This window comes from Pseudomonas sp. SDI, from assembly GCF_003105155.1.
Taxonomy (GTDB): domain Bacteria; phylum Pseudomonadota; class Gammaproteobacteria; order Pseudomonadales; family Pseudomonadaceae; genus Aquipseudomonas.
The window spans coordinates 26,158-52,057 of the sequence record NZ_QETK01000023.1 but is presented as its reverse complement, the minus strand read 5'-3'; the positions used below and the strand labels follow the sequence as shown (position 1 = coordinate 52,057).

The window sequence follows — 25,900 nt, the reverse complement described above, 5'->3', positions numbered from 1 at the left end:
ATTAACCCGCCCGACACCCCTCTATCGCTTGCGGCGATATTTCCCAAAAATTCGGAACCCCGAAAATTTAGAGTTGAGATTTAAACCCTGGAAGACCATTGGACCGACGCCACGCTTTAACCGTCTGAGTAATGCCTTCCGGAGTACATAACTCCTCAGACGCTGGCCAATAAATCAAATCTGTCCCGTCAGGGTGCTCTGTCAAAGCACAAAATCGATCTAGCATGGCGCCCAGGACTTTGTCTGAAACACCAGATCGATTGGCCGTGAATATCTCCGTGACGAAGCATACGAACTCCGCCTCAGTAAAATTTGAAAAAGTATTTGTCCTATCAGAACTGAGACTTAAACCCTGGAAGACCATTGGCTTCGCACCATTCTTTAATTATTTGGGTAACGCCTTCTGGTGAGTCATCTGCACCTGGCTCTGGATAATAGAACAAATCAGGGCCCGCCGGGTGGGGAATGATGCCTGCCAAATGATCCAATATTAAATTTCGTTCACTTTCAGTTTCCGCAGACTGAAGCTCCCTTATTAACTCAATAAACTGATATTCAGTATATTCCGAGTAGCTTCCTTTACGCTTCATCATCGCCCCTCGCGGTGAATATCTATATGGTTTCTTGGCGTATTAACCCGAATGTTATCTACGTCATACACAGCTCCACCATCTACAATCCGTGCCACGTGATGAAGCTCAAGTGCCTTGCGCTTCCCTACGTAACCTGACTTCGGCGCTGCTGGAGCATAGCCACGTTGTAGATCCAGTACACCCGTAGAACCAAAATGGCTACTTAGTGTTGGGTCATTCGAAACCTCAATCCAAAACGCCTTCCTAAACGCATCAAAACTCGAAAACTCGCGTCCCCTCAGCCTGTCCGCAATCCGCGTCGGGATCGGCGCCCCCTGAGCACTCCCTGCCCCTGCCAACCAAACCCCCGCCACATCTTCACCCACTCACGTCACCACCCCCGGTCCATTTCGCACATTCAGCGAAATGTAGATAGGCAGAATTCCCGTACTGCTCGGGAACCAGATAATCGCATCCTGATATTCCGGCGGTTGCTGTGGGTTCACCAGAATTCGTTGCACCTGCTCCACCGCTTCGTCGTCCAGTTTGCGGTTACGCGCATCGCGCTGGCGGATTTCATCGTCGGTTAGGTAGACCAGATGGTCAGCGCTGTCGGCACCGCCATGCCCGATAATCCATTTTTGAGGCCGTTTCATCCCAACATCCCTGGTGACAGGCCAGCCTCGCGCCGTGCTCGACGCTGGACGTATGACCTTTCTTCATCGACCTCGGAGTCTAGAGCGAACCCCTCCTCAGCTGTTGTAGGACGATTCCGAAATTGCACTCGTTGTCAAAAGTCCTGCAAAACTCCTTGCGTCAGTGCGTAAAGCGTCTTGAATTAATCCAGCTTATTCCTGCACGGTATATACACATTCCATTTCGATCTAAATTCGTTGTTTTTCAGACTGTTAGCATTTCAGTTCGCAAACGCGCACAGACGCGCTGCCAGTCTTTTCTTACGGAGCTTCAATGAACCTGCCGCTGTTTCTCAATCTGCTGGTGTTCGCAGCGTTGCTGCTGGGCCTGGCGCAAACCCGCCGTACCGATTGGAGCCTGGCAAAGAAGGTGCTGGTTGGCCTGATCGTCGGTGTGCTGTTCGGTACCGCCCTGCACACGATCTACGGCGCCGGCAACCCAGTGCTCAAAGCCACCATCGGCTGGCTCGACCTGGTCGGTAACGGCTACGTGGCCCTGCTGCAGATGATCGTGATGCCGCTGATCTTCGCCTCGATCCTCAGCGCCGTCGCCCGCCTGCACAACGCTTCGTCGCTGGGCAAGATCAGCTTCCTGACCATTGGCACGCTGCTGTTCACCACGGCCATCGCCGCGCTGATCGGGATCGCCCTGACCAACCTGTTCGGCCTCACCGCCGAAGGCCTGGTAGCCGGGACCCAGGAAGTGGCGCGGATGCAGACCATCCAGAGCGACTACGCCGGCAAGGTCGCCGACCTGAACATTCCGCAGTTGCTGCTCTCGTTCATCCCGACCAACCCGGTGGGCGACCTGGCGCGGGCCAAGCCGACCTCGATCATCAGCGTGGTGATCTTCGCCGCGTTCCTCGGCATGGCGGCCCTGCAGTTGCTCAAGGACGACGCCGAGAAGGGCAACCGCGCACTGCTCGCGATCGACACCCTGCAAGCCCTGGTGATGCGCCTGGTGCGCCTGGTGATGAAACTGACCCCGTACGGTGTGCTGGCGTTGATGACCAAGGTGGTGGCCAACTCCAACCTCGACGACATCATCAAGCTGGGCAGTTTCGTGGTGGTGTCCTACATCGGCCTGGGCCTGATGTTCGTCGTTCACGGCCTGCTGCTGGGCCTGAGCGGGGTCAACCCGCTGCGCTTCTTCCGCAAGGTCTGGCCGGTGCTGACCTTTGCCTTCACCAGCCGCTCCAGCGCGGCGAGCATCCCGCTCAGCATCGAAGCGCAAACCCGCCGCCTGGGCGTGCCGCAGGCGATTGCCAGCTTTGCCGCCTCGTTCGGCGCAACCATCGGCCAGAACGGCTGTGCCGGTCTCTACCCGGCCATGCTGGCCGTGATGGTAGCGCCCGCCGTCGGCATCGACCCGCTCGATCCGCTGTGGATCGCGACGCTGGTGGCGATTGTGACCCTGAGTTCGGCCGGGGTGGCTGGCGTGGGGGGCGGGGCGACCTTCGCCGCGCTGATCGTGCTGCCGGCGATGGGCTTGCCGGTTGAGCTGGTGGCCCTGCTGATTTCGGTAGAGCCGCTGATCGACATGGGCCGTACGGCGTTGAACGTCAGCGGTTCGATGGCGGCCGGGGCAATTACCAGCCAGATGATGCAGCAGACCGACAAGGCGCTGCTGGCAGCGGATGAGCATGCGGAACTGACGCACGCCTGAGCACGGCTTTAGCCTGATCGCGGGACGAGCCCGCGCCCACAAGGTATTCGCAGCCCTTGTGGGAGCGGGCTCGTCCCGCGATGCTTTTAAGCCTTTTCCCACACCTCGAAGTGGTACGCCGGCCGGCCTTCTTCGGCCGCATTAGCCTGCGTCGACACCCGCGTCCACACGCGTTCGTCCACTGCCGGGAACCACGCATCGCCGTCCGGCTGCAACGCCACCCGCGTCAGGTAAAGCCGACCGGCCAGCCCGCGCGCCAGCGCCTGAGCGTACAGCTGCGCGCCGCCGATCAGCATTAATTCGTCTACGCCCTGTTCCTTCGCCCACTGCTCGGCGCGGACGATAGCCGCGTCCAGCGAGTCGAACACCTCGGCGCCTTCGAGCTGCAACCCCGGCTGGCGGCTGACCACCAGGTTCAGCCGGCCCGGCAGCGGCCGCCCGAGCGAATCCCAGGTCTTGCGCCCCATGATGATCGGCTTGCCCAGGGTGGTGGCCTTGAAATACTTGAAATCGCCCGGCAAATGCCAGGGCATGCGGTTGTCGATGCCGATGACGCGGTTCTCGGCGAGCGCCGCGATCAGGCTGAGAGGCAGTGATGTTTTCATGCCGGCGAGGATAGCAAAGCCCGCTCGCCGATGCCTGGGTTATGCTTTGGGCTGATTCGACCAAGGGAACCTGTGCGTGACTGGACTGACTGACCTGGACAAACGCTGGCTCACCGAAGCGGTGCGCCTGCGCGAAGCACATGCCGGCCCGCTGGAAGACCAGGAAGCCAACCGCCGCGCCCGCCAGCATGGCGGCGACCTGGCCGCGCGGATCGAACAGCGCGCGCTGTGGCTAGCCGAACGCGACGGCCTGCGCAGCGCCCTCGGTCACTGGAAAAACGGCGCCCGCCTGGCCCTGCTCGGCTTGCTGATGGTCGCCGTGCTCAGCGGCGCCGGCCTGGCCTTCGCCGCGCTGGGCGACGGTCAGCGCCCGGTCAATGTGTTCTGGGCGCTGAGCAGCCTGCTCGGGCTGAACCTGCTGATGCTGCTGAGCTGGGCCCTGAGTAGTTCGCTGGCCGGCGAACAGGGCGCCAGCCTCGGTCGGCTGTGGCTGTGGCTGAGCGAAAAGCTCGCCCGCGACGCCCAGGCCACGCACCTGGCCCCAGCACTGCTGGTGCTGCTGCAACGCCAGCGCCTGAACCACTGGCTGCTCGGCCTGCTGGTCAACGGCCTGTGGTTGCTGGCGTTGTGCAGCGCGCTGCTGGTGCTGCTGATGCTCCTCGCCACCCGCCGTTACGGCTTCGTCTGGGAAACCACCATTCTCTCCGCCGACACCTTTGTCGGTCTGACCCAGACGCTCGGCGCAGTGCCGGCGCTGCTCGGTTTCAGCGTGCCGGACCACGCCATGATCCGCGCCAGCGGCGCCAGCCAACCCGCGCTGGAACTGGCCCGCCAGGCCTGGGCCGGCTGGCTGGTCGGGGTGTTGCTGGTATTCGGCATCGTCCCGCGGCTGCTACTGGCAGCCCTCTGCGCCTGGCGCTGGCGCCAGGGCCGCCAGCGGCTCAGCCTGGACCTCAACCTGCCGGGTTACAGCCAACTGCGCGAAGCGCTGATGCCGAGCAGCGAACGCCTCGGGGTGAGCGATGCCGCGCCCGACGCGCTGCCCGATATCCAGCGCAGCACCAGCGACCAGGCCCACGAGGGCGCCTTGCTGGTGGGCCTGGAGCTGGACGACCAGCGCAGCTGGCCGCCGGCCCTGCCGGCCGCAGTCAAGGACGCCGGCATCCTCGACAACCGCGAGTCGCGGCACAAGCTGCTGGCACAACTCAGCCGCTTCCCCCCGGCACGCCTGGCGATTGCCTGCGATCCACGTCGCTCGCCGGACCGTGGCAGCCTGGCGTTACTCGCAGAACTGGCGCGCAGTGCCGGCGCCACGCGGGTCTGGCTGATGCAGGCGCCGCCCGGGCAGGCACTGGACGCGGCACGCCTGGGCGACTGGCATCAGGCCCTGGAGCGGCTCGACCTCCCCTACGCCGACACGGCGCCCCTGAGCTGGCTGGAGCATGGTCATGACTAAGCCGCTGAAACTGGCCGTGGTCGGCCACACCAACGTCGGCAAGACCTCGCTGCTGCGCACGCTGACCCGCGATGTCGGCTTTGGCGAGGTGTCGCACCGGCCCAGCACCACCCGCCATGTCGAGGGCGCGCGGCTGTCGGTGGACGGCCAGCCGTTGCTGGAGCTGTACGACACGCCGGGGCTGGAAGACGCCATCGCCCTGCTCGACTACCTAGAGCGCCTGGAACGACCGGGCGAGCGCCTCGACGGCCCGGCGCGGCTGGCGCGCTTCCTCCAGGGCAGCGAGGCGCGCCAGCGCTTCGAGCAAGAGGCCAAGGTACTGCGTCAGTTGCTGGCCAGCGATGCCGGGTTGTATGTGATCGATGCCCGCGAGCCGGTGCTGGCCAAGTACCGCGACGAGCTGGCAGTGCTCGCCGGGTGTGGCAAGCCGCTGTTGCCGGTACTGAATTTCGTGGCCAGCAGCAACCACCGCGAGCCGGATTGGCGCGAAGCGCTGGCCCGGCTCGGGCTGCATGCGCTGGTGCGCTTCGATAGCGTCGCGCCGCCGGAAGACGGCGAACGGCGGCTCTATGAAAGCCTCGCGCTGCTGCTGGAAAACGCCCGCCCGGCATTGCAGCGGCTGATCGACGATCAGCAGGCGCAACGGTTGGCGCGCCAGCAAAGTGGCAAGCGGCTGATTGCCGAATTGCTGCTCGACTGCGCGGCGTGCCGGCGCAGTGTGGTGGCGCAGCCAGCGGAAGAAGCCGCGGCGGTGGCCGAGCTGCATCAGGCGATCCGCCAGCGCGAGCAGCGCTGTGTCGAGGCGTTGCTCAAGCTCTATGCGTTCCGCCGCGAAGATGCCCGCGCCGAGGATCTGCCATTGCTCGACGGGCGTTGGGGCGATGACCTGTTCAACCCGGAAACGCTGAAGCTGCTGGGGGTTCGCCTGGGCAGTGGCGTGGCGGCAGGCGCAGCGGCGGGCGCAGGGGTCGATTTGCTGGTCGGCGGGCTGACCCTGGGCGCGGCGGCGCTGGCCGGGGCGATTGCCGGTGGCGCGCTGCAAACGGCGCGCAATTACGGTTCGCGCTTGCTCGGCAAGCTGAAGGGGCAGCAGGAACTGACGGTGGGCGATGGTGTGTTGCGCTTGCTCGCGCTGCGCCAGCGGCAGTTGCTGCAGGCACTGGAGGGCCGCGGGCATGCGGCGCTGGAGCGGATCACGCTGGCGACGCCGCCGGACACGCTGTGGCGCGAGGGCAAGCTGCCGGAAGCGCTGAACAAGGCGCGGGCACACCCGCAGTGGTCGTCGCTGAATCCGGGGGCGCGGCTGAGCCAGGCGGAGCGGACGGAGCAGATCGATGCGCTGGTGCAGGAGCTTTAGCGCCTCAACAATCCCAGCGCCTTGCCCCTGAGCACCCCCAGGTCCATCACCGGCGCGGCCACCGCCTTGGCCAGCTCATCCCACTGGCGCATGCGCACGCTCACCGCGAACAGCGGGTCCTGCTCGAACGCATCGGCCTCGGCCTCGCTCATCACCCCGCCCTGATACGCCAGCGTCCGCCGGCTCGCCTCGCTCAAGCGTTGGTAATACCCCGGCTGGCGCAGGGTGAGATAACGCTTGGCCTCGACGTGATACTCCACCAGCCGGGCCAGCCGCTCGCCAAACCCGCAACGACGCAGGTACTCGGCGCCCACGCGCTCATGGCTGACCACCCCGTACCCGCCCATGTCAGCCTCGGCATTGCCGCAGATATGCCCGATGTCATGGAAAAACGCCGCCAGCACCACCTCGTCGTCATAGCCCTCGTCCAGCGCCAGCTGCGCCGCCTGCGACATATGTTCGAGCTGCGACACCGGCTCGCCGAGGTAGTCCTGGTTGCCATGGCGCTGGTACAAGGCAAACACCTCGTTCAGCACCTCTTCGGCCATTCGCATGGGCTTGCCCTCACTCGCCTTCGTTGAGCAACTGCGCGATATGCCGCTCGGCCAGCGCCGGGCCGACGCTCATGCCGACCCCGCTGTGCATCAGCGCCGCGTGGATTCCCGGCGCCACCTGCAACAGCGAGAAGGGCCCCGGCCCGCCAGAACCATAGACGCCCTGCCAACGCTCAACGACGTCGATAGGCCCGCCCAGGGTCTGCTCGGCCAGCTCGATCAGCCAGTTGTCGACCTGTTCGGCGTTGAACGGCGAGGCATCGCTGCCGTAGGCATGCGAGTCGCCGATGATCAGCTCGCCATACGGCGTGGGGCTGATCAGCAGGTGGATGCCGTGTTCCAGCAGGTGCGGCGTGGCGCGCTCGACCTCGGCGCGCAGGGTCTGGGCCAGCGGCAGATCGGCATAGGCGCCGTAGTGCAGGCAGCTCAGGCCGGTGAGCAGCGCGTGTTGCAAGTCCAGGGCAAAGCGCGGGCGCGCGCGCAGCATCTGCAGGCGGCACACCTGCGGCTGCAACGCGGCCAGCGGTTCGGCGAGCAGGGTTTGATAGTCGTGACCGGAACAGACCACGATGTGCCTGGCACTGAAGCGCCCGGCCGTGGTGCTGACCTGGCCGGGTTCGATATCGCGGACCAGGGTGGAGAAATGGAAATCCACACCCAACTTGTCGCGCAGGAACTTCACCAGCGCCGGCAACGCTTCGCGCGAGTACAACTGCTGGTCGTCGAGCCCGCGCAGGGCGGCGTGGTGATGGCGGAACTGGCCGCCGTAGAGCTCGTCGAGTGCAGCGCCGTGCAGCAGCTCGACGTTGTAGCCATATGCGATGGCGCGTTCGCTACAGAAGGCCTGGAGCAGTTCGTGTTCCAGTGGGTTGCGCGCGAACAACAGCGAGCCGTTGCTCTTGAGGGCGAAGCCGGCCTGTTGCGACCAGTGCGCCCAGATGCCACGGCTGGCCTTGGCCAGGTCGAGCATCTGGCCAGGGGGCTGGCCGCTGATCAGCGCTTGGCCGAAGTTGCGCACCGAGGCGCCAAGTGGCGTGGCACTGCGCTCGAACACCCGCACGCGCAGGCCGCGCCGGGCGGCGGCATAGGCGTGGGAAAGGCCGAGGATACCGGCGCCGACGATGAGGAGATCGGTCATGGGAGTCCTTCAGATAGGGGGGAGGCTAATTGCCACTGTCGGAGCTGGCTTACTGCTGCGCCACCTTCTCCGACTTGCCGTCATAGCGCTTGCGCCACTCGGCCAGGATGCTGTCGCGGTTCTTCGAGGCCCAGGCGAAGTCGTTCTTGATCAGGCGCTGCTCGTAGTCCGCCGGCAGCTCGGTCTGCGGCTTGGCGATACCCGGCTGGGCCAACACTGCGAAGTTCTCCTTGTACAGCTCCATCGCCGCTGGGCTCGCCGAGAAGTCGGCCAGGCGCTTGGCCGCCGCTTCATGCTCGCTGCCCTTGATCACGGCGGTCGCTTCGATTTCCCAGCCCAGGCCTTCCTTCGGCAAGACGATGTCCAGCGGTGCACCCTGGCGCTTCAACTGCACGGCCGGATACTCGAAGGAGATCCCGATCGGGAACTCGCCCGCGGCTGCCAACTTGCACGGTTTGGAACCGGAGTGAACGTACTGGCCGATGTTCTGGTGCAGGCCATCCATGTAGGCCCAGCCCTGCTGCTCGCCAAAGGTCTGCAACCAGGCGCTCACATCGAGGAAGCCGGTGCCCGACGACGCCGGGTTGGGCATGACGATCTTGCCCTTGTACTCGGGCTTGGTCAGGTCCTGCCAGCTCACGGGCTTGGTCAGGCCCTGTTTCTCAGCCTCGACGCTGTTGAAGCAGATGGTCGCCGCCCACACATCCATGCCCACCCAGGCCGGCGGGTTGGCCGCGTCGCGGTAGTTCGCGCCGATCTTGGCCAGGTCCTTCGGCGCATAGCGTTGCAGCATGCCCTGCTGGTCGAGAATCGCCAGGCTCGACGCGGCCAGGCCCCACACCGCGTCGGCTTGCGGGCGGTCCTTCTCGGCCAGCAGCTTGGCGGTGATGATGCCGGTGGAATCGCGCACCCACTTGATCTCGATGTCCGGGTTGGCCTTCTCGAAGGCCTGCTTGTAGCTCTTGAGCTGTTCGGCTTCCAGCGCGGTGTAGACGGTCAGTTGGGTTTGCGCGGCCATGGCCTGCAAGCTGAAGGCAGAGAGAACGGCAGCGGCAAGAGCAAGTGGCTTGAACATGATGCGATTCCTATGAAGGTTGGAGTTCAACGGTTGGGTACGCGAGTTACTGGCCGGGCGCGCGCTGGCGCCAGGCCTGGGAGCGTTGCAGCAGGCCACGCGAGGCCCAGGCCAGCAGCAGCGAGACACTGGCACTGGTCAGCAGGATCAGCGTCGACATCGCCGCAGCGCCGCCGACATTGCCGGCGTCGTCCATGTTCAGCACGGCCACGGCGGCGAGGATGGTGTCGGGGCTGTAGAGGAAGATCGCCGCCGACACCGTGGTCATCGCCGAAACGAACAGGTAGCGGACGATATCCAGCAACGCCGGCAGGCAGATCGGCACGGTGACACGCAGGAAGTGCCGGTACAGCGGCGCCTTGAGCGACAGCGCGGCGGCTTCGAACTCGCCGTCGAGCTGGCGCAGGGCGGTGGTGGCGGTCATCTGGGCGGTGGTCAGGTAATGGGCGATGGTGCACACCACCAGCAGTACCATGCTGCCGTAGAACACATGCAGCGGGTTGCCGCCGAGGTTGAAGAAGAACACGTAACCCAGGCCCAGTACCAACCCCGGCACCGCCATCGGCACGAAGCTGAGCAGGCGCAGCAGCAGGTTCAGGTGACGCTGACCGCTGGTCTTCTCCATCAGGTAGGCACCGGTGAAGATCACCACGCTGCCGATCAGCGCCGTCCCGACGGCCATCTTCAGGCTGTTGGTATAGGCCAGCCAGCCGCCCCCGGCGGTTTCGTCGAACTGATAGTGCTTGAGCGACAGCGACAGGTTGTACGGCCAGAACGTGACCAGCGACGAGTACACCGCCATGCCCACCACCAGCAGCAGGATCGCGCACACCAGCACTACGAAGGCCAGGAACAGTGCATCGCGACGCCGCGACGGCAGCGGCGCGAACACTTGCGCACGGCCGCTCATGGCCTCGCCCTGACGGCGGCGCAGCCAGGCATCGACGCCGAAACTGAGCAGCGCCGGCAGCAACAGCACCATGCCGATCAGTGCCCCGCGACCGAACTGCTGCTGGCCGACCACCGCCTTGTAGGCTTCCAGTGCCAGCACCTGATAGTCGCCGCCCACCACCACTGGCACACCGAAGTCGGTGATGGTCAGGGTGAACACCAGGCAGAAAGCGGCAAACACGGCCTGGCGCGTCGCCGGCCAGGTGATGCTGTGGAACGCCCGCCACGGACCGGCCCCCATGCTGGAGGCGGCATCGAACAGCCGCGCATCGGCCAGCGACAGTGCCGACAGCAGGATCATCAAGGCATGCGGGAAGGTGTAGATCGCCTCGCCGAGCACGATGCCCCAGAAACCGTAGATGTTATCGCTGAGCAGCCCGCGCAGCAGGCCCTGGTTGCCGAACAGGTAGACCAGGGCAATGGCCGGCAGCATCGACGGCGCCAGCAGCGGCAGCAGGGAAATACCGCGCCACACACCCTTGGCCGGGATCAGCGTGCGTTGTAGGGCATAGGCGAACAGGTAGGCGACCGGCACGACGATGGCCGCCACGCTCAGCGACACCTTGAGGCTGTTGCCGAGCAGCCAGTGGAAGTTGGCGCTGGCAAACAGCTCGCGGGCGGCGAGCAGGCCGCCGCCCTGCCCGGCTTCGCTGCTGAAGCCGCGCCAGAAGATCGCCAGCAGCGGCATCAGCACGGCCACGCTCAGCAGCGCCAGCAGCAGCCATTTGCCGCCCACGACGAACAGACGGTCGCCGAGCGAGACGCGGGCGCTGGGGGTCGCCTTCGCGGGTGCGATCGGCAGGGTCAGGGGCGCGGCCATGTCAGGCAAACACCTGCAGGCTGCTCGGTGGCAGGGCGACCCAGATGTCCTGTGAACCGAGACGCGGCATGTCCTGCGGCCCCACTTCGGCGAGCAGGGCGTGGCCGGGCAACTGGTTCAGCTCGAAGCTCATGCGGCAACGGTTGCCGAGGAAGGTGATCTCACGCACGCGGGCCGGGAACAGGTTCTCTTCGTGCACCGGCGGGTTGACGCTGATCGCTTCCGGGCGGCAGAACAGCCGGCCGCTGCTGGCACTGGGGGTGCCAGGGGCCAGGCGCATGTTCATCGCGCCGACCTGGGCGTGGCTGTGGCTGCTGCGTTCGAACGGCAGCCAGTTGCCCTGGCCGACGAACTCGGCCACGAACGGCGTGGCCGGCTTGTCGTAGATTTCCTGCGGGGTGGCGTACTGCTCGACCTGGCCGTTGTTCATCACGGCAATGCGGTCGGCCATCAGCATCGCTTCGTCCTGGTTGTGGGTGACCATCAGGGTGGTGATGCCGAGCTGGCGTTGCAGCTGGCGCAGCTCGCTACAGAGGTGTTCGCGGACGCGGGCGTCGAGGGCCGACATCGGCTCGTCGAGCAGCAGCAGCGACGGCGCCGGGGCCAGGGCGCGAGCCAGGGCGACCCGCTGTTGCTGGCCGCCGGAGAGTTGCCCGGGGTATTTCTTCTCGCTGCCGCTGAGGCCGACCAGTTCGAGCATTTGCCCGACGCGCTGACGCACCTCGTCGCGGCTGCTGCCGGCCAGGCCGTAGGCGATATTGGCTTCGACGGTGAGGTTGGGAAACAGCGCGTAGGACTGGAACAGGATGCCGTAGTCGCGGGCCTGGGGTGGCAGCTGGGAGATGTCACGCTCGCCGATGTACAGCTCGCCGCGGTCCTGGCGTTCGAGGCCGGCAATGCAGCGCAGCAGGGTCGTCTTGCCACAGCCGGACGGGCCAAGCAGGCACACCAGCTCGCCAGCGGCGACGTCGAGGGACACGTCGTGCAGGGCGGTGAAGGCACCGAAGCGCTTGTGGATGCCACGCACTTTCATCTGTGCGCCAGGGGTTGCGAGCGTGTTGTTCATGACAGGACCTCACCGAACGAATGAGGGCCATGCTAGGAGGGGAATGCGAAGGTTCTGTGGCGGTGAGGCAAAAGTTGGTGATAGTGGTATAGGCAGATTTTATGTATCGGGGCGGCGCTGTCGCGGGCTAGTCCCGCGATAGCGCCGCCACTTCTTGCGCCACCCCCAGAAACGCCGCCGGCAGGCGCGCCTGGCGCCGCTCCTTCAGGCAATACAGGTACTCATGAATCAGCGGTGCACCTTCCAGGGTCAGCACGCGCAACTCTGGATTGTGCGGCACTTCATGCCGGGCAATGATGCTGATGCCGATATTGCGCAGCACCGCCTCGCGGATCGACTCGCGGCTACCAATCTCCAGCTGCGCACCTACCTTCACCCCCGCCGCGTCGAGCATCTGCTCGGTTAGCTTACGGGTGGTCGAGCCCTGCTCGCGCATCAACAGGCAATGCCCGGCCAGCGCCGCCAGCGGCACCGACTCGCGCGACGCCAGGGCATGCTGGCGGTGCACCGCCACCACCAACGGGTCGGTGCCCAGCACCCGTCGCACCAGTCGCGCGTCCTCCAGCAACTGCGACGACGCCGCCACATCCACGCGGTAATCTTCCAGCAGTTCCAGCACCTGCTGCGAGTTGCCGATCTCCACCGACACCTCCACCTGCGGCAACTGCTCGCGGAAGATCTTCACCAGGTCGAGAATGTAATACGGCGCCGTCGCCGCAATCCGCAACGCACCCTGCGCCTGGCCACTGTTGCGCAGGAAGAACTCGATATCGGCCTCGCGCTGCATCAGCTCCTTGACCATCGGCAGCAAGCCCAGGCCATCGTCGCTCAAGGTCAGCCGGCGCCCGCCCCGGTAGAACAGCTCGACGCCGTACTGGCTTTCCAGGTTACGGATCTGCGTGGTCACGGTCGGTTGGCTGAGCCCGAGTTTCTTCGCCGCCAGGGTAATGCTGCCCAGCCGGGCCACCATGTAGAACGCCTTCAACTCGGAACTCAACATACATCCTCTTACTTTCTTAGCAGGCGCAAGCCGTTGAACACCACCAGCAAGCTCACGCCCATGTCGGCGAACACCGCCATCCACAGGGTGGCCATGCCGGTAAAGGTGATCGCCAGGAAGATCGCCTTGACCCCCAACGCCAGCACGATGTTCTGCGTGAGGATCGTCGCGCATTGCCGCGAGAGCCTGACGAAGGCCGGGATTTTGCGCAAGTCGTCGTCCATCAGCGCCACGTCGGCGGTCTCGATGGCGGTGTCGGTACCGGCCGCGGCCATGGCAAAGCCAATCTCGGCCCGCGCCAGCGCCGGCGCGTCGTTGATCCCGTCGCCAACCATGCCGACCCGTCGGCCCTTGGCGTAGAGCTCTTCGATGGCCGCGAGCTTGTCCGCCGGCAGCAGGTTGCCACGCGCCTCGTCGATGCCGACCTGCGCCGCGATGGCCTGGGCCGTGTGCGGATTATCGCCGGTAAGCATGACGGTCTTGATACCCAGCTCATGCAACTGGGCAATCGCCTCACGGCTGCTCTCCTTCACCGTATCGGCCACGGCGAACAGCGCCAGCGGCCCGGAGCCGTCGAGCAGCAGCACCACGGTTTTGCCCTGGCGTTCGAGCGCGTCGAGGCGCGCTTCCAACTGCGGCGAGCACAGCCCCAGCTCCTCGACCAGGCGATGGTTGCCCAGGTGATAGCGCACGCCGTCGACCTCGCCGCTGACGCCACGCCCGCTCAGGGCCTGGAAGTTCGCCACCTCGTGCAGGGCGATGCCTTGCTCGCCCGCCGCGCGGGCAATCGCCAGCGACACCGGGTGATCGGAGCGTCCGGCAAGGCTGGCGGCAATCGCCTGGGCGCGGCGTTCGAACAGCGGCTCAAGCACGGCGTGATCAGTTTGCACCGGCTTGCCGTGGGTGATGGTGCCGGTCTTGTCCAGGGCCAGGAAGTCCAGCTTGCGCCCGCCTTCCAGGTACACGCCGCCCTTGATCAGGATGCCCTTGCGCGCCGCCGCCGCCAGGCCACTGACGATGGTCACCGGGGTGGAAATCACCAACGCACACGGGCAGGCCACCACCAGCAGCACCAGTGCCCGGTAGATCCAGTCGAACCAGACCCCACCAGCCAGCAGCGGCGGCAACACCGCCACCGCCAGGGCAAAGGCGAACACGGCCGGGGTGTAGATGCGCGAAAACTGGTCGACGAAGCGCTGGGTCGGCGCCCGAGCCCCTTGTGCCTGCTCCACCGCATGGATGATCCGCGCCAGGGTCGATTGCCCGGCAGCGGCAGTCACCCGGTATTCCAGCGCGCCAGCCTGGTTGATGGTACCGGCGAAGACTTTATCGCCCGGGCCCTTCTCCACCGGCAGGCTTTCGCCGGTGATCGGTGCCTGATCGACGCTCGACTGGCCGCTGACCACTTCGCCATCGAGGCCGATGCGCTCGCCAGGGCGCACCCGCACCAGCGCGCCGAGGGCCACCTGTTTCACGTCGAGCTCATGCCATTGGCCGTCGGCCTGCTGCACAGTGGCCAGGTCCGGGGTGAGCTGCATCAGGCCGCCGATGGCGTTGCGCGCGCGGTCCAGGGAGCGGGCTTCGATCAGCTCGGCGAGGTTGAACAGGAACATCACCATGGCCGCTTCCGGCCACTGGCCGATCAGCACGGCGCCGGTCACGGCGATGCTCATCAGCGCGTTGATGTTCAGGTTGCGCTGCTTGATGGCGATCCAGCCCTTCTTGTAGGTGCCCAGGCCGCCGCTGAGAATCGCCAGCAGTGCGACCAGCGCCACCACCCAGTCCGGGGCGAAGCCGGCGAAGTGGATGCCTTCGGCGGTCAGCGCGGCAACCCCGGACACGGCCAGCGGCCACCAGGGCTTTTTCGCCGGAGCCGGTGCCGGCGCTGCGCTGCTGGCGGCGTCCAGGGGTTCGGCGTGCAGGCCCAGCGCGGCGATGGCCTGCTCGATGCGCTGGGTGTCGGCGTGGGTGTGACTGACGTCGAGCACGCGGTTGATCAGGTTGAATTCCAACTGCTCGATGCCGTCGAGCTTGCCCAGTGAGTTCTGGATCAGCGTCTGCTCGGTCGGGCAGTCCATGGCCTCGATCCGGAAGCGGCTCAGTTGTACGTGGCTGCTGCTCGACGCGCGCAACTGCACCCGCGTCGGCGCTTCGGCAGCGGAACAGCAGCTGTGGCTGTGCCTGGGGTGCGCGTGCGCGCTGTGATCGTGCGCGCTATGGTCGTGATCGTGCGCGGTGTGTCGGTGATCCGGGCTGACAGGCTGGTTCATATGGCTTATCCCTAAAGGTCCTGTTGCCAAGTGAACACCCTGTAGCCACTATAGGGTCAAGCAACCCTGCGAGGTTTTTTCAGATGAAGATCGGCGAACTGGCCAAAGCTACCGACTGCCCGGTGGAAACCATCCGTTATTACGAGCGTGAGAGCCTGCTGCCAGAGCCGGCGCGCAGCGAGGGGAATTACCGCCTGTACACCCAGGCGCATGTGGAGCGGCTGACGTTCATCCGCAACTGCCGCACCCTGGACATGACCCTGGAAGAGATTCGCCGCCTGTTACAGTTGCGCGACAGCCCGCAGGACCAGTGCGAGAGCGTGAACGCCCTGATCGACGAGCATATTCAGCACGTGAAGGCGCGGATCGATGGTTTGCAGGCGTTACAGGCGCAGTTGCTCGAACTGAGGCAGCACTGCCATGTGCCGGAGGCGCAGTGTTCGATCTTGCAGCATCTGGAGGTGAACGGCGCCGTGACGGCAGCGGAGGCGGAGTATTCCCATGTGGGGAGGAGTCATGGGCACTGAGGCCTGAACAACACAATGAGCGCCGAATCTTGTGGGAGCGGGCTCGTCCCGCGATCGGCTGCAAAGCAGCCGTAAAGTCCGAGCCCGCGGTACAGCTTGACTGACGTATTAGCAGAACTGCTGCCGCTTTGCGGCAGATCGCGGGACGAGCCCGCTCCCACAGCCTCAGACCGCCATCGGCGCCGTCATCGGCGCATGGTGCTCGTAGCCTTCCAGGCTGAAATCACTCGGCTCGATCTTCTCCAGCCACTCCGGCTCGTACACACCGGTCTTGGCAAACTCCGGCACACGCTCGGAAATCACCAGCTTCGGCGCCGCCAGCGGCTCGCGCTTGAGCTGCTCGTTGAGCATGTCCAGGTGGTTTTCATAGACGTGCGCATCACCGATGAAATAGGTGAACCAGCGCGGCGTGTAGCCGGTCAGGCGGCCCATCAGCGTCAGCAGCGCCGCGCCTTCGGTGAGGTTGAACGGCGTGCCCAGGCCCAGATCGTTCGAGCGAATGTACAGCGACAGGGAAATCTCCTTGGTCTCGACATTCGGGTGGAACTGATACAGCAAGTGGCACGGCGGCAAGGCCATCTCGTCCAGCTGCGCGCAGTTCCAGCCATGGAACAGGATGCGCCGGCTGCCCGGATCGTTGTGGATGGTGTCGATGCACTGGCGAATCTGGTCGATGGCCTTGTACAGCACCACAAACGCTTCGCCGTCTTCCTCAGCCTCGGCAATCTTCTGGAAGCCCTGGCTCTGCGCCAGCTCGATGGCCGCCGGGTTGCTCAGCGGAATGCGCTTGTAGGCCGGCCACTGGCGCCATTGCACACCGTAGATCTCGCCGAGGTCGTCATGCCCCTGGCGGAACGGGTTGGCCAGCCACTGGGCGTTCTCGTTGGCGTTCTGGTCCCAGACCTTGCAGCCCAGCTCGCGGAATTCGCCGGCGTGCTTCACGCCACGCAGGAAGCCGACCATCTCGCCAATCGCCGACTTGAATGCCAGCTTGCGGGTGGTGATGGCCGGGAAGCCCTTCTGCAGGTCGAAGCGCAGCATCGCACCCGGCAGGCTGATGGTGCGCACGCCGGTACGGTTGCCTTGCAGGGTGCCGTTGTTGATCACATCAGCGACCAGATCTAGATATTGCTTCATGACTTACCTGTATCGAATACCGGCAGGGGCCAGGCCCCCGCCGGGCAAAAATTAAAGCGCAGCGCCCTTGGCGGTTGGCGCGCGGTGATAGGCCCACCAGATCAGCCCGAGGCCGCCGAGGATCATCGGCACGCACAGCAGCTGGCCCATGGTCAGCCAGCCGAAGGCAATGTAGCCCAGCTGCGCGTCCGGCACCCGGACGAACTCGACGATGAAGCGGAAGATCCCGTAGAACAGGGCAAACATCCCCGACACCGCCATGGTTGGCCGTGGCTTGCGCGAGTACAGCCAGAGAATCAGGAACAATGCCACACCTTCCAGGGCGAACTGGTAAAGCTGCGACGGATGGCGCGGCAATTGCGCCGGGTCGCTGAACGGCGGGAAGACCATGGCCCACGGGACGTCGGTGGCCTTGCCCCACAGTTCGGCGTTGATGAAGTTGCCGATCCGCCCGGCGCCCAGGCCGATAGGCACCATCGGGGCGACGAAGTCCATCAGTTCGAAGAACGACTTGTTGTTGCGCTTGCCGAACCACAACGCCGCCAGCATCACGCCGATAAAGCCACCGTGGAACGACATGCCGCCCTTCCAGACCTCGAAGATCAGCGTCGGGTTGGCCAGGTAGGCGTGCAGGTCATAGAACAGCACGTAGCCCAGGCGGCCACCGACGATCACGCCCATCGACAGCCAGAACACCAGGTCGGAGAGCTTTTCGCGGCTCCAGGTCGGATCGAAGCGGTTCAGCCGACGCGAGGCCAGCAGCCAGGCGCCGCCGATGCCGACCAGGTACATCAGGCCGTACCAGTGGATTTTCAGCGGGCCGATGGCCAAGGCCACGGGATCGATCTGCGGGTAAGGCAGCATGGTGACTCCTTCTCGTTAAAGCAAAAAGCTCAGGCCGACGCAGAACAACAGCGCGGCGAACAGCCGTTTCAGCAGGCGTGGCGACAGCCGGTGGGCCAGGCGCGCGCCGTAACGGGCAAAAAACATGCTGGTCAGGGCGATCCCGACCAGCGCAGGCAGGTACACAAAGCCAACGCTGTGCGCCGGCAACTGCGGCTCGTGCCAGCCCAGCAGCATGAAGCTCAGGGCGCTGGCCAGCGCGATCGGCAGGCCGCAGGCCGACGAGGTGGCTACCGCCTGCTGCATCGGCAGGCTGCGCCAGGTCAGGAACGGCACGGTCAGCGAGCCGCCGCCGATGCCGAAGATCGCCGAGGCCCAGCCGACCACGGTGCCAGCGACCGTCAACCCGACCTTGCCAGGCACCCCGCGGCTGGCCTTGGGCTTGAGGTCGAGGGCCATCTGCACGGCAATCACCAGGGCGAACACGCCGATGATCTTCTGCAGGCTGGGGCCCTGGATCAGCGAGGCGGTCTTGGCGCCGATACCGGCACCGATGAGGATGCCCAGGGTCATCCAGACGAAGATCGGCCACTGCACCGCGCCTTTGCGCTGGTGTTCGCGGATGGCGTTGATCGAGGTGAAGACGATGGTCGCCAGCGAGGTGCCGACGGCCAGGTGGGTCAACACCGATGGATCGAAGCCTTGCAGGGTGAAGCTGAACACCAGCACCGGCACGATGATGATGCCGCCACCCACGCCGAACAGTCCGGCCAGTACACCGGCGCAGGCGCCGAGCAGCAGATAGAGCACGAATTCCATTGTCGCCCCCGAATTTTCAGTCCGGCATGGTAACGGAAGGTAGGCCTTCGGCTCTAGTGAAGACACGTTTAGTCGATGGATAGGCGACCACGCTCCCGGTAGAGTGGAGGAAATCACAGGGGGTCAACCTATGTGCCTGATCGTATTTGCCTGGCGGCCGGGGCATGCCCGACCGCTGATCGTGGCGGCCAACCGCGATGAATTCCATGCCCGTCCCAGCCAGGCGCTGGGCCCCTGGGACGATGCCCCGGGGGTCTATGCCGGGCGCGACCTGGAAGCCGGCGGCACCTGGCTGGGGATAGGCCCGGCAGGGCGCTTTGCCGCGCTGACCAATATCCGCGACCCGCAACAGCCACTCGGCCCGCGCTCGCGCGGCGAGCTGGTGGCGGGGTTTCTGCGGGGGGCGTTGGGGGTTGAGGCGTATCTGCAAGAGATTGCGGCGAAGCGGCACCAGTATTCCGGGTTCAACCTGCTGGCCGGGGATGGGCAGACACTCGGTTACCTGAATGCCCGCGAGGGTACGCCACGGTTATTGCCGGCGGGCACTTACGGGCTGTCGAACGCTGGGCTGGACACGCCGTGGCCGAAGCTGCTGAAGGCGCGGGACGGCTTGCGGGCGCTGCTGGAGGACCCGCAGCCGGGGCATCTGCTGGAGCTGCTGGGGGATAACCGCCAGGCCGCGGACAGCGAACTGCCGGAAACCGGTGTGGGGCTGGCGACCGAGCGGTTGTTGTCGAGCGTGTTTATCGCCGGCCAGAGCTATGGGACGCGGGCGAGTACGGTGTTGATTGTGGACGCCGATGGAAGCCGGCGCCTGGTAGAACGCAGCTTTGGGCCGTTTGGCGGGCATCTGGGGGAAGTAGATTTGCAGGTCTGACGTCCCGCGATGGGCCGCAAAGCGGCCCCTCCCTACAACGTCTTCGACGACCCCGGATTGATCATCCGCGCCAGCCCAAGGTTCTTCAGCGCCAGTTGCAGCGAACTGTGGATAACTTGCGGGTTGTCGATGCCCATCGCCTGCGCCAGCAACTCCTTGGATTTGCTCAAACTCACCTGACGCAACATCCACTTCACCTTCGGCAAGTTGGTGGCGTTCATCGACAAGCTGTCGAAGCCCATCGCCATCAGCAACACCGCCGCCGCCGGATCGCCGGCCATCTCGCCACAGATACTCACCGGCTTGCCCTCGGCATGCGCGGCCGTGACCACATGTTGCAGCGCCTGCAGCACTGCCGGGTGCAGGTAGTCGTACAGGTCCGCCACCCGCGGGTTGTTGCGGTCCACCGCCAGCAGGTACTGGGTCAGGTCGTTCGAACCCACCGAAAGGAAGTCGACCTGCCGTGCCAGCTCGCGGGTCTGGTACACCGCTGCCGGAATCTCGATCATCACCCCCACCGGCGGCATCGGCACGTCGGTGCCCTCGTCGCGCACCTCGCCCCAGGCCCGGTGGATCAGGTGCAGCGCCTCTTCCAGCTCATGAATGCCGGAAATCATCGGCAGCAGAATGCGCAGGTTGTTCAGCCCTTCGCTGGCCTTGAGCATGGCCCGGGTCTGCACCAGGAAGATTTCCGGGTGGTCGAGGGTCACGCGAATACCGCGCCAGCCGAGGAACGGGTTGTCTTCCTTGATCGGGAAGTACGACAGCGCCTTGTCGCCACCGATGTCCAGGCTACGCATGGTCACCGGCAACGGGTGGAAGGCCGCCAGTTGCTCGCGGTAGATCGCCAACTGCTCCTTCTCGCTCGGGAAGCGCTGGTTGATCATGAATGGCACTTCGGTGCGGTACAGGCCGACACCCTCGGCACCGCGCTGCTGCGCCCGCGCCACATCGGCGAGCAGGCCGGTGTTGACCCACAGCGGCATGCGGTGGCCATCGAGGGTTTCGCACGGCAGTTCGCGCAGGGCATCGAGGCCCTGGGCCAACTGGCGCTCTTCCTCGACGATCTCGGCGTATTGCTTGCGCAGCACCTCGCTGGGGTTGGTGTAGACCTCGCCCTTGTAGCCATCGACGATCATCTGGATGCCGTCGACCTTCGAATATGGCAGGTCGACCAGGCCCATCACCGTCGGGATGCCCATCGCCCGCGCCAGGATGGCGACGTGCGAGTTACCCGAGCCAAGTACCGAGACCAGCCCCACCAGCTTGCCTTCCGGCACTTCGCCGAGCATGGCCGGGGTCAGCTCTTCGCTGATCAGGATGGTGTTGTCGGGGTACACCAGCGACAGCTGGCGGGCTTCCTGCAGGTAGGCCAGCAGGCGCCGGCCGAGGTCCTTGACGTCGGAGGCGCGCTCGCGCAGGTAGGCGTCGTCCATCAGTTCGAAACGATTGACGTGCTCGCCGACCACCTGGCGCAAGGCGCCCTGGGCCCACTGGCCGGTCTTGATGACCTCGACCACTTCGCCACCCAGCGCAGCATCTTCGAGCATCATCAGGTACACGTCGAACAGCGCGCGCTCTTCCGGACGCAGCTGGGTGGCCAGCTTGGCCGACAGATTGCGCATGTCGCTGCGCACGCCTTCGAGGGCGTTATTGAACAGCGTGAGTTCGGCTTCGATGTCGCTGACGGTCTTGTCCGGCACCACATCGAGATCGGCCGGCGGCAGCATGACCACCGCCTGCCCCACGGCCGCCCCGGGCGAGCCCGGTACGCCGACGAACTTGGCTTCCTGAATACCCTTGCCCTGCCGACCCAGGCCGCGGATCGAGCCGGTGGCTTCGGCATGGGCGATTACCCCGGCCAACTGCGCGCTCATGGTGACCAGGAAGGCTTCTTCGCCTTCGTCGAACTGGCGGCGCTCTTTCTGCTGGATAACCAGTACGCCAACCACCCGGCGGTGGTGAATGATCGGTGCGCCAAGGAACGAGGCAAAACGCTCTTCGCCGGTTTCGGCGAAGTAGCGATAACGCGGGTGGTCGGCGGCGTTTTCCAGGTTCAGCGGCTCTTCGCGGGTACCGACCAGGCCGACCAGGCCCTCGTTGGGCGCCATACTCACTTTGCCGATGGAACGCTTGTTCAGACCTTCGGTGGCCATCAGCACGAAGCGGTTGGTTTCCGGGTCGAGCAGATAGACCGAACAGACCTGACTGCCCATGGCCTCTTTGACGCGCAAGACGATAATCCCCAACGCCGTCTTGAGATCCTTGGCGGAGTTAACTTCCTGGACGATCTTGCGCAGCGTATTGAGCATGGCTCGGGGTCGAACTCCGTCGTCAGTCGCGCGCCAGCAGGCGCGGGGCAAGCTCTTTGAGAGCGCGGCGGTAAACCTCGCGCTTGAATGTCACCACCTGGCCCAGCGGATACCAATAGCTGACCCAGCGCCAGCCGTCGAACTCCGGTTTGCCGGTCAGGTCCATCCGCACCCGTTGCTCGTTGGAGATCAGGCGCAGCAGGAACCACTTCTGCTTCTGGCCGATGCACAGCGGTTGGCTGTGGGTACGGACCAGACGTTGGGGTAAACGATAACGCAACCAGCCACGGGTGCAGGCAAGAATTTCAACATCCTGACGCTCCAGGCCTACTTCTTCGTTCAGCTCGCGGTACAGGGCATCTTCCGGCGTTTCCTCGGGGTTGATCCCACCCTGGGGAAACTGCCAGGCATCCTGGTTGATCCGTCGAGCCCATAGCACCTGCCCAAGATCATTCGTCAGAATGATCCCGACATTGGGGCGAAAACCATCGGGGTCGATCACGGCAGCAACCTCGCAAACGCATGTCGCCGCATTGTTCCACAAAGCTTGTAACAGCAGCAACGCGCCGGCCGACCTTATGTGCACCGATGTCAAAAGTCCGTATTCTGTGGGACTTTTCAGATGTTATGCGAGTGACTTCAATGCGCCTGGCTTTATTCGATCTGGACAACACCCTTCTCGGCGGCGACAGCGACCATGCCTGGGGCGACTATCTCTGCGCCCGCGGGATCCTCGACCCGGTGGCGTATCAGAACCGCAACGATGCGTTCTATCAGGATTACCTGGCCGGCAAGCTCGACTTGCAGGCTTACCTGAACTTCAGCCTGGAGATCCTCGCCACCACCGAGAGGGCCCAACTCGACGAATGGCATCGCGACTTCATGCGCGATTGCGTCGAGCCGATCATCCAGCCCAAGGCCCTGGCCCTGCTGAAGCAGCACCGCGACGCGGGCGACAAGCTGGTGATCATCACCGCCACCAACCGCTTCATTACCGGGCCGATTGCCAAGCGCCTGGAAGTGGACCACCTGCTGGCGACCGAGTGCGAGATGATCGATGGTCGCTTCACCGGGCGCAGTACCGATGTACCGTGTTTCCGTGAAGGCAAGGTGACGCGCCTGACACGCTGGCTCGAAGAGAACGGCCACAGCCTTGAGGGCAGCTACTTCTATAGCGATTCGATGAACGATCTGCCGCTGCTTGAAGTGGTGAGCACGGCGGTGGCGGTGGACCCGGATCCGAACCTGCGAGCTGAGGCCGAGAAGCGTGGCTGGCAGGTGATTTCCCTGCGCGATTGAAGCTTGCGAGTGCTGTGTACTCGATCGCGGGACGAGTCGTCCCGCGATCAGCCGCAGGCAGCCATGCTTACACCGGTTTGGCCCCCATCAACCCGGCAATCGCGATAAAGCACACCCCACTGAACACCGCCAGCGCCAGGGTAAATTTCGGATTACCCACGGTCGGTGCCGTGCGCAGGCGATTCACCCGCGCCAGCAGCCAGAACCAGCTGAAGGCGCCGACGGTGTAGATGACGCTGGAGCCCAGCACCCAGGTCTGCCCCAGCGGCCAACCGACCAGGTGCACCAGCCACCAGCCGCTGACCGGCATGCTCAGCAAACAGATCCCCATCACGATCCAGACAAACATCAACGGCCGCTGCAACAAGCGCGTAGGCGCCGCCGTGTCGCCCTTGCGTCGCGCCTGCCAGGTCCAGATCGCCAGGCCCAGCGCACTGCCCAAGAGCAACACGGTAGCCAGGATATGCACGGTTTTCAGGGTGGTCAGCAGTTCCATGTCGTTCTCTTCCTCAAGCCTTGCCCCCAAGCGTAGCCGTTCAGCCCAGGAATAGCCGATACGCCGGGTTATCGGTTTCGTCCCAGTACGGGTAGCCGATCTTCGCCAGCGCCGCCGGTACCAGGTGCCGCTCATCTTCCGGCACTTGCAGGCCCGCCACCACGCGACCATCCGCCGCGCCATGGTTGCGGTAATGGAACATCGAGATGTTCCAGCGCCCACCGAGCTTGTTGAGGAAGTTGAACAGCGCGCCCGGCCGCTCGGGGAACTCGAAGCGCAGCACCAGCTCGTCGCTGACCCGCGCCGCGTGCCCGCCGACCATGTGACGGATGTGCAGCTTGGCCAATTCGTTGTCGGTCAGGTCGAGCACCGGGAAGCCCTGCTCGCCCAGTTGCTGCACCAGTGCACTGCGCGGGTCGGTGTCGGGGTGGGTCTGCACGCCAACGAAGATGTGCGCTTCACCGTCGGCATGGTAGCGGTAGTTGAACTCGGTGATCTGGCGCTTGCCGATCGCCTCGCAGAAGGCCTTGAAGCTACCCGGCTGCTCGGGGATGGTCACCGCGATGATCGCCTCGCGGCCCTCGCCCAGCTCGGCACGCTCGGCCACATGGCGCAGGCGGTCAAAGTTGACGTTGGCGCCGGAATCGATGGCCACCAGGGTCTGGCCGCTGACGCCGCGCAGCTCGACGTACTTCTTGATCCCGGCGACACCAAGGGCGCCGGCCGGCTCGGTAATCGAGCGGGTGTCGTCGTAGATGTCCTTGATCGCGGCACAGATCTCGTCGGTGCTGACCGTGATCACTTCGTCGACGTAATCCTTGCAGATGTCGAAGGTGTGCTGGCCGATCTGCGCCACCGCCACGCCGTCGGCAAACAGCCCGACCTGCGGCAGCACCACCCGCTCACCGGCGGCCATGGCCGCTTGCAGGCAGTTGGAGTCGTCCGGCTCGACGCCGATCACCTTGACTTCCGGGCGCAGGTATTTGACGTAGGCGGCGATACCGGCAATCAACCCGCCGCCGCCGACCGGAACGAAGATCGCGTCGAGCGGGCCGGGGTGCTGGCGAAGGATCTCCATGGCCACGGTGCCCTGCCCGGCGATGGTGTGCGGATCGTCGTACGGATGGATATAGACGAAGCCCTTTTCGTCGACCAGTTTCAGCGAGTAGGCCAGCGCCTCGGGGAACGAATCGCCATGCAGCACCACTTTGCCGCCGCGCGAACGCACGCCTTCCACCTTGATTTCCGGGGTGGTCTTGGGCATCACGATGGTGGCCTTGATCCCCAGTTCGCGGGCTGCCAGGGCCAGACCCTGGGCATGGTTGCCGGCAGAAGCGGTGACCACGCCGCGGGCCAGCTCTTCGCTGCTCAACTGCGCCAGCTTGTTGTACGCACCACGAATCTTGAAGGAGAACACCGGCTGCAGGTCTTCACGTTTGAGCAGCACGTGGTTGTTCAGGCGCTTGCTGAGCTGACCGGCAGGTTGCAGCGGGGTTTCGACGGCAATGTCGTAAACGCGCGAGGTGAGGATCTTCTTGACGTACTGTTCGAGCATCGGGAACGCATCACTGGGCGGCTGGGCGGGGCCTTGGAGTCTACCCCAGCGCCCTGTCGGGCGACCACAGCAAGTCTGCGGTTTTAGCCGCTATACTACGCGCCTTCACGATACTCCTCCCCGCTTCGGAGCCCGCATGACCCAGGATCAACTCAAACAAGCCGTCGCCCAGGCAGCGGTCGACTTCATTCTGCCCAAGCTCGACGACAAGAGCATCGTCGGGGTCGGCACTGGCTCGACTGCCAACTGCTTCATCGACGCCCTGGCCAAGCACAAGACCGCCTTCGACGGCGCCGTCGCCAGCTCCGAAGCCACTGCCGCGCGCCTGAAGGGCCATGGTATTCCGGTCTACGAGCTGAACACTGTCAGCGACCTGGAGTTCTATGTCGACGGTGCCGACGAGAGCGACGCGCACCTGAACCTGATCAAGGGCGGCGGCGCCGCGCTGACCCGCGAGAAGATCGTTGCAGCGGTGGCCAAGACCTTCATCTGCATTGCCGATGGCAGCAAACTGGTGCCGGTACTGGGCGCGTTCCCGCTGCCGGTCGAAGTGATCCCGATGGCGCGCAGCCATGTCGCGCGTCAGCTGGTGAAGCTGGGTGGCGATCCGGTCTACCGTGAGGGTGTGCTGACCGATAACGGCAACATCATCCTGGATGTGCATAACCTGCAGATCACCAACCCGGTGGCGCTGGAAGCGCAGATCAATGCGATTGTCGGCGTGGTCACCAACGGCCTGTTCGCGGCGCGGCCGGCAGACCTGCTGTTGCTCGGTACGGCTGAGGGTGTGCAGACGCTGAAAGCCTAAGG

At 64.7% G+C, this 25,900-nt stretch carries 26 protein-coding genes; 7 read left to right on the top strand and 19 right to left on the bottom strand.

From position 1 onward, the window contains the following. Positions 1–67 precede the first annotated feature (67 nt). The 4 genes from DCO48_RS16055 to DCO48_RS16045 are packed head-to-tail and all read right to left on the bottom strand — an operon-like array spanning position 68 to position 1,228. Positions 68–364, bottom strand: coding sequence for a bacteriocin immunity protein (locus DCO48_RS16055; protein WP_116551599.1), 297 nt, complete (start codon positions 362–364; stop codon positions 68–70). After that, complete coding sequence (locus DCO48_RS16050; protein ID WP_371919518.1) at positions 333–593, bottom strand: bacteriocin immunity protein; 261 nt, start codon at positions 591–593, stop codon at positions 333–335. Before DCO48_RS16050 ends, DCO48_RS16055 begins: the two co-directional genes overlap by 32 nt. Beyond that, positions 590–946 (bottom strand): hypothetical protein, encoded by a 357-nt coding sequence (locus DCO48_RS23285; protein WP_371919519.1) that lies wholly within the window; start codon positions 944–946, stop codon positions 590–592. Before DCO48_RS23285 ends, DCO48_RS16050 begins: the two co-directional genes overlap by 4 nt. Positions 947–958: 12 nt before the next feature. Next, positions 959–1,228: an S-type pyocin domain-containing protein gene (locus DCO48_RS16045; RefSeq protein WP_116551598.1), complete on the bottom strand. Its 270-nt coding sequence runs from the start codon at positions 1,226–1,228 to the stop codon at positions 959–961. A gap of 313 nt (positions 1,229–1,541) precedes the next feature. Here DCO48_RS16045 and DCO48_RS16040 point away from each other — a divergent pair, with 313 nt between their 5' ends. Then, a complete protein-coding gene (locus DCO48_RS16040; RefSeq protein WP_116551597.1) occupies positions 1,542–2,933 on the top strand; it encodes an L-cystine transporter in 1,392 nt (463 codons plus the stop codon). An 86-nt stretch (positions 2,934–3,019) separates the two neighbouring features. Here the strand turns inward: DCO48_RS16040 and DCO48_RS16035 are convergent, their stop codons facing one another. Then, a complete protein-coding gene (locus DCO48_RS16035; RefSeq protein WP_116551596.1) occupies positions 3,020–3,538 on the bottom strand; it encodes a dihydrofolate reductase in 519 nt (172 codons plus the stop codon). A gap of 76 nt (positions 3,539–3,614) precedes the next feature. Between DCO48_RS16035 and DCO48_RS16030 the strand changes: the two genes are divergently transcribed. Both DCO48_RS16030 and DCO48_RS16025 read left to right on the top strand, forming a co-directional pair. After that, positions 3,615–4,994 carry a DUF2868 domain-containing protein gene (locus DCO48_RS16030; protein ID WP_116551595.1) on the top strand — a complete coding sequence of 460 codons (1,380 nt, stop codon included), beginning with the start codon at positions 3,615–3,617 and terminating at the stop codon, positions 4,992–4,994. Beyond that, positions 4,987–6,351 carry a GTPase/DUF3482 domain-containing protein gene (locus DCO48_RS16025; protein ID WP_116551594.1) on the top strand — a complete coding sequence of 455 codons (1,365 nt, stop codon included), beginning with the start codon at positions 4,987–4,989 and terminating at the stop codon, positions 6,349–6,351. The genes DCO48_RS16030 and DCO48_RS16025 overlap by 8 nt, the downstream gene beginning before the upstream one ends. Here DCO48_RS16025 and DCO48_RS16020 read toward each other — a convergent pair. From DCO48_RS16020 to DCO48_RS15990, 7 genes are all read right to left on the bottom strand, one after another. Next, complete coding sequence (locus DCO48_RS16020) at positions 6,348–6,905, bottom strand: phosphonate degradation HD-domain oxygenase (protein ID WP_116551593.1); 558 nt, start codon at positions 6,903–6,905, stop codon at positions 6,348–6,350. The genes DCO48_RS16025 and DCO48_RS16020 overlap by 4 nt on opposite strands. 10 nt (positions 6,906–6,915) lie before the next feature. After that, complete coding sequence (locus DCO48_RS16015) at positions 6,916–8,043, bottom strand: TIGR03364 family FAD-dependent oxidoreductase (RefSeq protein ID WP_116551592.1); 1,128 nt, start codon at positions 8,041–8,043, stop codon at positions 6,916–6,918. 49 nt (positions 8,044–8,092) lie between these two features. Further along, positions 8,093–9,118, bottom strand: coding sequence for a putative 2-aminoethylphosphonate ABC transporter substrate-binding protein (locus tag DCO48_RS16010; RefSeq protein ID WP_116551591.1), 1,026 nt, complete (start codon positions 9,116–9,118; stop codon positions 8,093–8,095). A gap of 46 nt (positions 9,119–9,164) precedes the next feature. Next, complete coding sequence (locus DCO48_RS16005) at positions 9,165–10,889, bottom strand: putative 2-aminoethylphosphonate ABC transporter permease subunit (protein ID WP_116551590.1); 1,725 nt, start codon at positions 10,887–10,889, stop codon at positions 9,165–9,167. A 1-nt stretch (position 10,890) separates the two neighbouring features. Then, a complete protein-coding gene (locus DCO48_RS16000; RefSeq protein ID WP_116551589.1) occupies positions 10,891–11,955 on the bottom strand; it encodes a putative 2-aminoethylphosphonate ABC transporter ATP-binding protein in 1,065 nt (354 codons plus the stop codon). Between the two features lie 127 nt (positions 11,956–12,082). Beyond that, positions 12,083–12,955 carry a LysR family transcriptional regulator gene (locus tag DCO48_RS15995; RefSeq protein WP_116551588.1) on the bottom strand — a complete coding sequence of 291 codons (873 nt, stop codon included), beginning with the start codon at positions 12,953–12,955 and terminating at the stop codon, positions 12,083–12,085. Between the two features lie 8 nt (positions 12,956–12,963). After that, entirely contained in the window at positions 12,964–15,225 is a 2,262-nt protein-coding gene (locus DCO48_RS15990) for a heavy metal translocating P-type ATPase (RefSeq protein ID WP_116551587.1), read from the bottom strand. 83 nt (positions 15,226–15,308) lie between these two features. Here DCO48_RS15990 and cadR point away from each other — a divergent pair, with 83 nt between their 5' ends. Then, the gene (gene cadR, locus DCO48_RS15985) at positions 15,309–15,752 is read left to right on the top strand and encodes a Cd(II)/Pb(II)-responsive transcriptional regulator (RefSeq protein ID WP_116551586.1); all 444 of its coding nucleotides are present in this window, start codon (positions 15,309–15,311) and stop codon (positions 15,750–15,752) included. Between the two features lie 165 nt (positions 15,753–15,917). Here cadR and DCO48_RS15980 read toward each other — a convergent pair whose 3' ends face one another. The 3 genes from DCO48_RS15980 to DCO48_RS15970 are packed head-to-tail and all read right to left on the bottom strand — an operon-like array spanning position 15,918 to position 18,551. After that, on the bottom strand, positions 15,918–16,889 hold the full coding sequence (locus DCO48_RS15980) for a thymidylate synthase (protein ID WP_116551585.1): 972 nt from the start codon (positions 16,887–16,889) through the stop codon (positions 15,918–15,920). Positions 16,890–16,940: 51 nt separating this feature from the next. Beyond that, on the bottom strand, positions 16,941–17,753 hold the full coding sequence (gene lgt / locus DCO48_RS15975) for a prolipoprotein diacylglyceryl transferase (RefSeq protein WP_116551584.1): 813 nt from the start codon (positions 17,751–17,753) through the stop codon (positions 16,941–16,943). Positions 17,754–17,768: 15 nt separating this feature from the next. Next, a complete protein-coding gene (locus DCO48_RS15970; protein WP_116551583.1) occupies positions 17,769–18,551 on the bottom strand; it encodes a sulfite exporter TauE/SafE family protein in 783 nt (260 codons plus the stop codon). 130 nt (positions 18,552–18,681) lie between these two features. Between DCO48_RS15970 and DCO48_RS15965 the strand changes: the two genes are divergently transcribed. Further along, on the top strand, positions 18,682–19,428 hold the full coding sequence (locus DCO48_RS15965) for an NRDE family protein (protein WP_116551582.1): 747 nt from the start codon (positions 18,682–18,684) through the stop codon (positions 19,426–19,428). Positions 19,429–19,460: 32 nt separating this feature from the next. On the opposite strand, the gene ptsP is transcribed toward DCO48_RS15965, so the two are convergent. Further along, positions 19,461–21,740 carry a phosphoenolpyruvate--protein phosphotransferase gene (gene ptsP / locus DCO48_RS15960; protein ID WP_116551581.1) on the bottom strand — a complete coding sequence of 760 codons (2,280 nt, stop codon included), beginning with the start codon at positions 21,738–21,740 and terminating at the stop codon, positions 19,461–19,463. Positions 21,741–21,762: 22 nt separating this feature from the next. Then, positions 21,763–22,242, bottom strand: coding sequence for an RNA pyrophosphohydrolase (locus DCO48_RS15955; RefSeq protein ID WP_116551580.1), 480 nt, complete (start codon positions 22,240–22,242; stop codon positions 21,763–21,765). Between the two features lie 140 nt (positions 22,243–22,382). Between DCO48_RS15955 and DCO48_RS15950 the strand changes: the two genes are divergently transcribed. Continuing rightward, positions 22,383–23,039, top strand: a complete 657-nt coding sequence (locus DCO48_RS15950; protein WP_116551579.1) for an HAD family phosphatase — start codon at positions 22,383–22,385, stop codon at positions 23,037–23,039. Between the two features lie 67 nt (positions 23,040–23,106). On the opposite strand, the gene DCO48_RS15945 is transcribed toward DCO48_RS15950, so the two are convergent. Continuing rightward, positions 23,107–23,535 carry a DUF2269 domain-containing protein gene (locus DCO48_RS15945; RefSeq protein WP_116551578.1) on the bottom strand — a complete coding sequence of 143 codons (429 nt, stop codon included), beginning with the start codon at positions 23,533–23,535 and terminating at the stop codon, positions 23,107–23,109. Positions 23,536–23,575: 40 nt separating this feature from the next. Then, positions 23,576–25,090, bottom strand: coding sequence for a threonine ammonia-lyase, biosynthetic (gene ilvA / locus DCO48_RS15940; RefSeq protein WP_116551577.1), 1,515 nt, complete (start codon positions 25,088–25,090; stop codon positions 23,576–23,578). A 136-nt stretch (positions 25,091–25,226) separates the two neighbouring features. Between ilvA and rpiA the strand changes: the two genes are divergently transcribed. Further along, the gene (gene rpiA, locus DCO48_RS15935) at positions 25,227–25,898 is read left to right on the top strand and encodes a ribose-5-phosphate isomerase RpiA (protein ID WP_116551576.1); all 672 of its coding nucleotides are present in this window, start codon (positions 25,227–25,229) and stop codon (positions 25,896–25,898) included. Positions 25,899–25,900 lie beyond the last annotated feature (2 nt).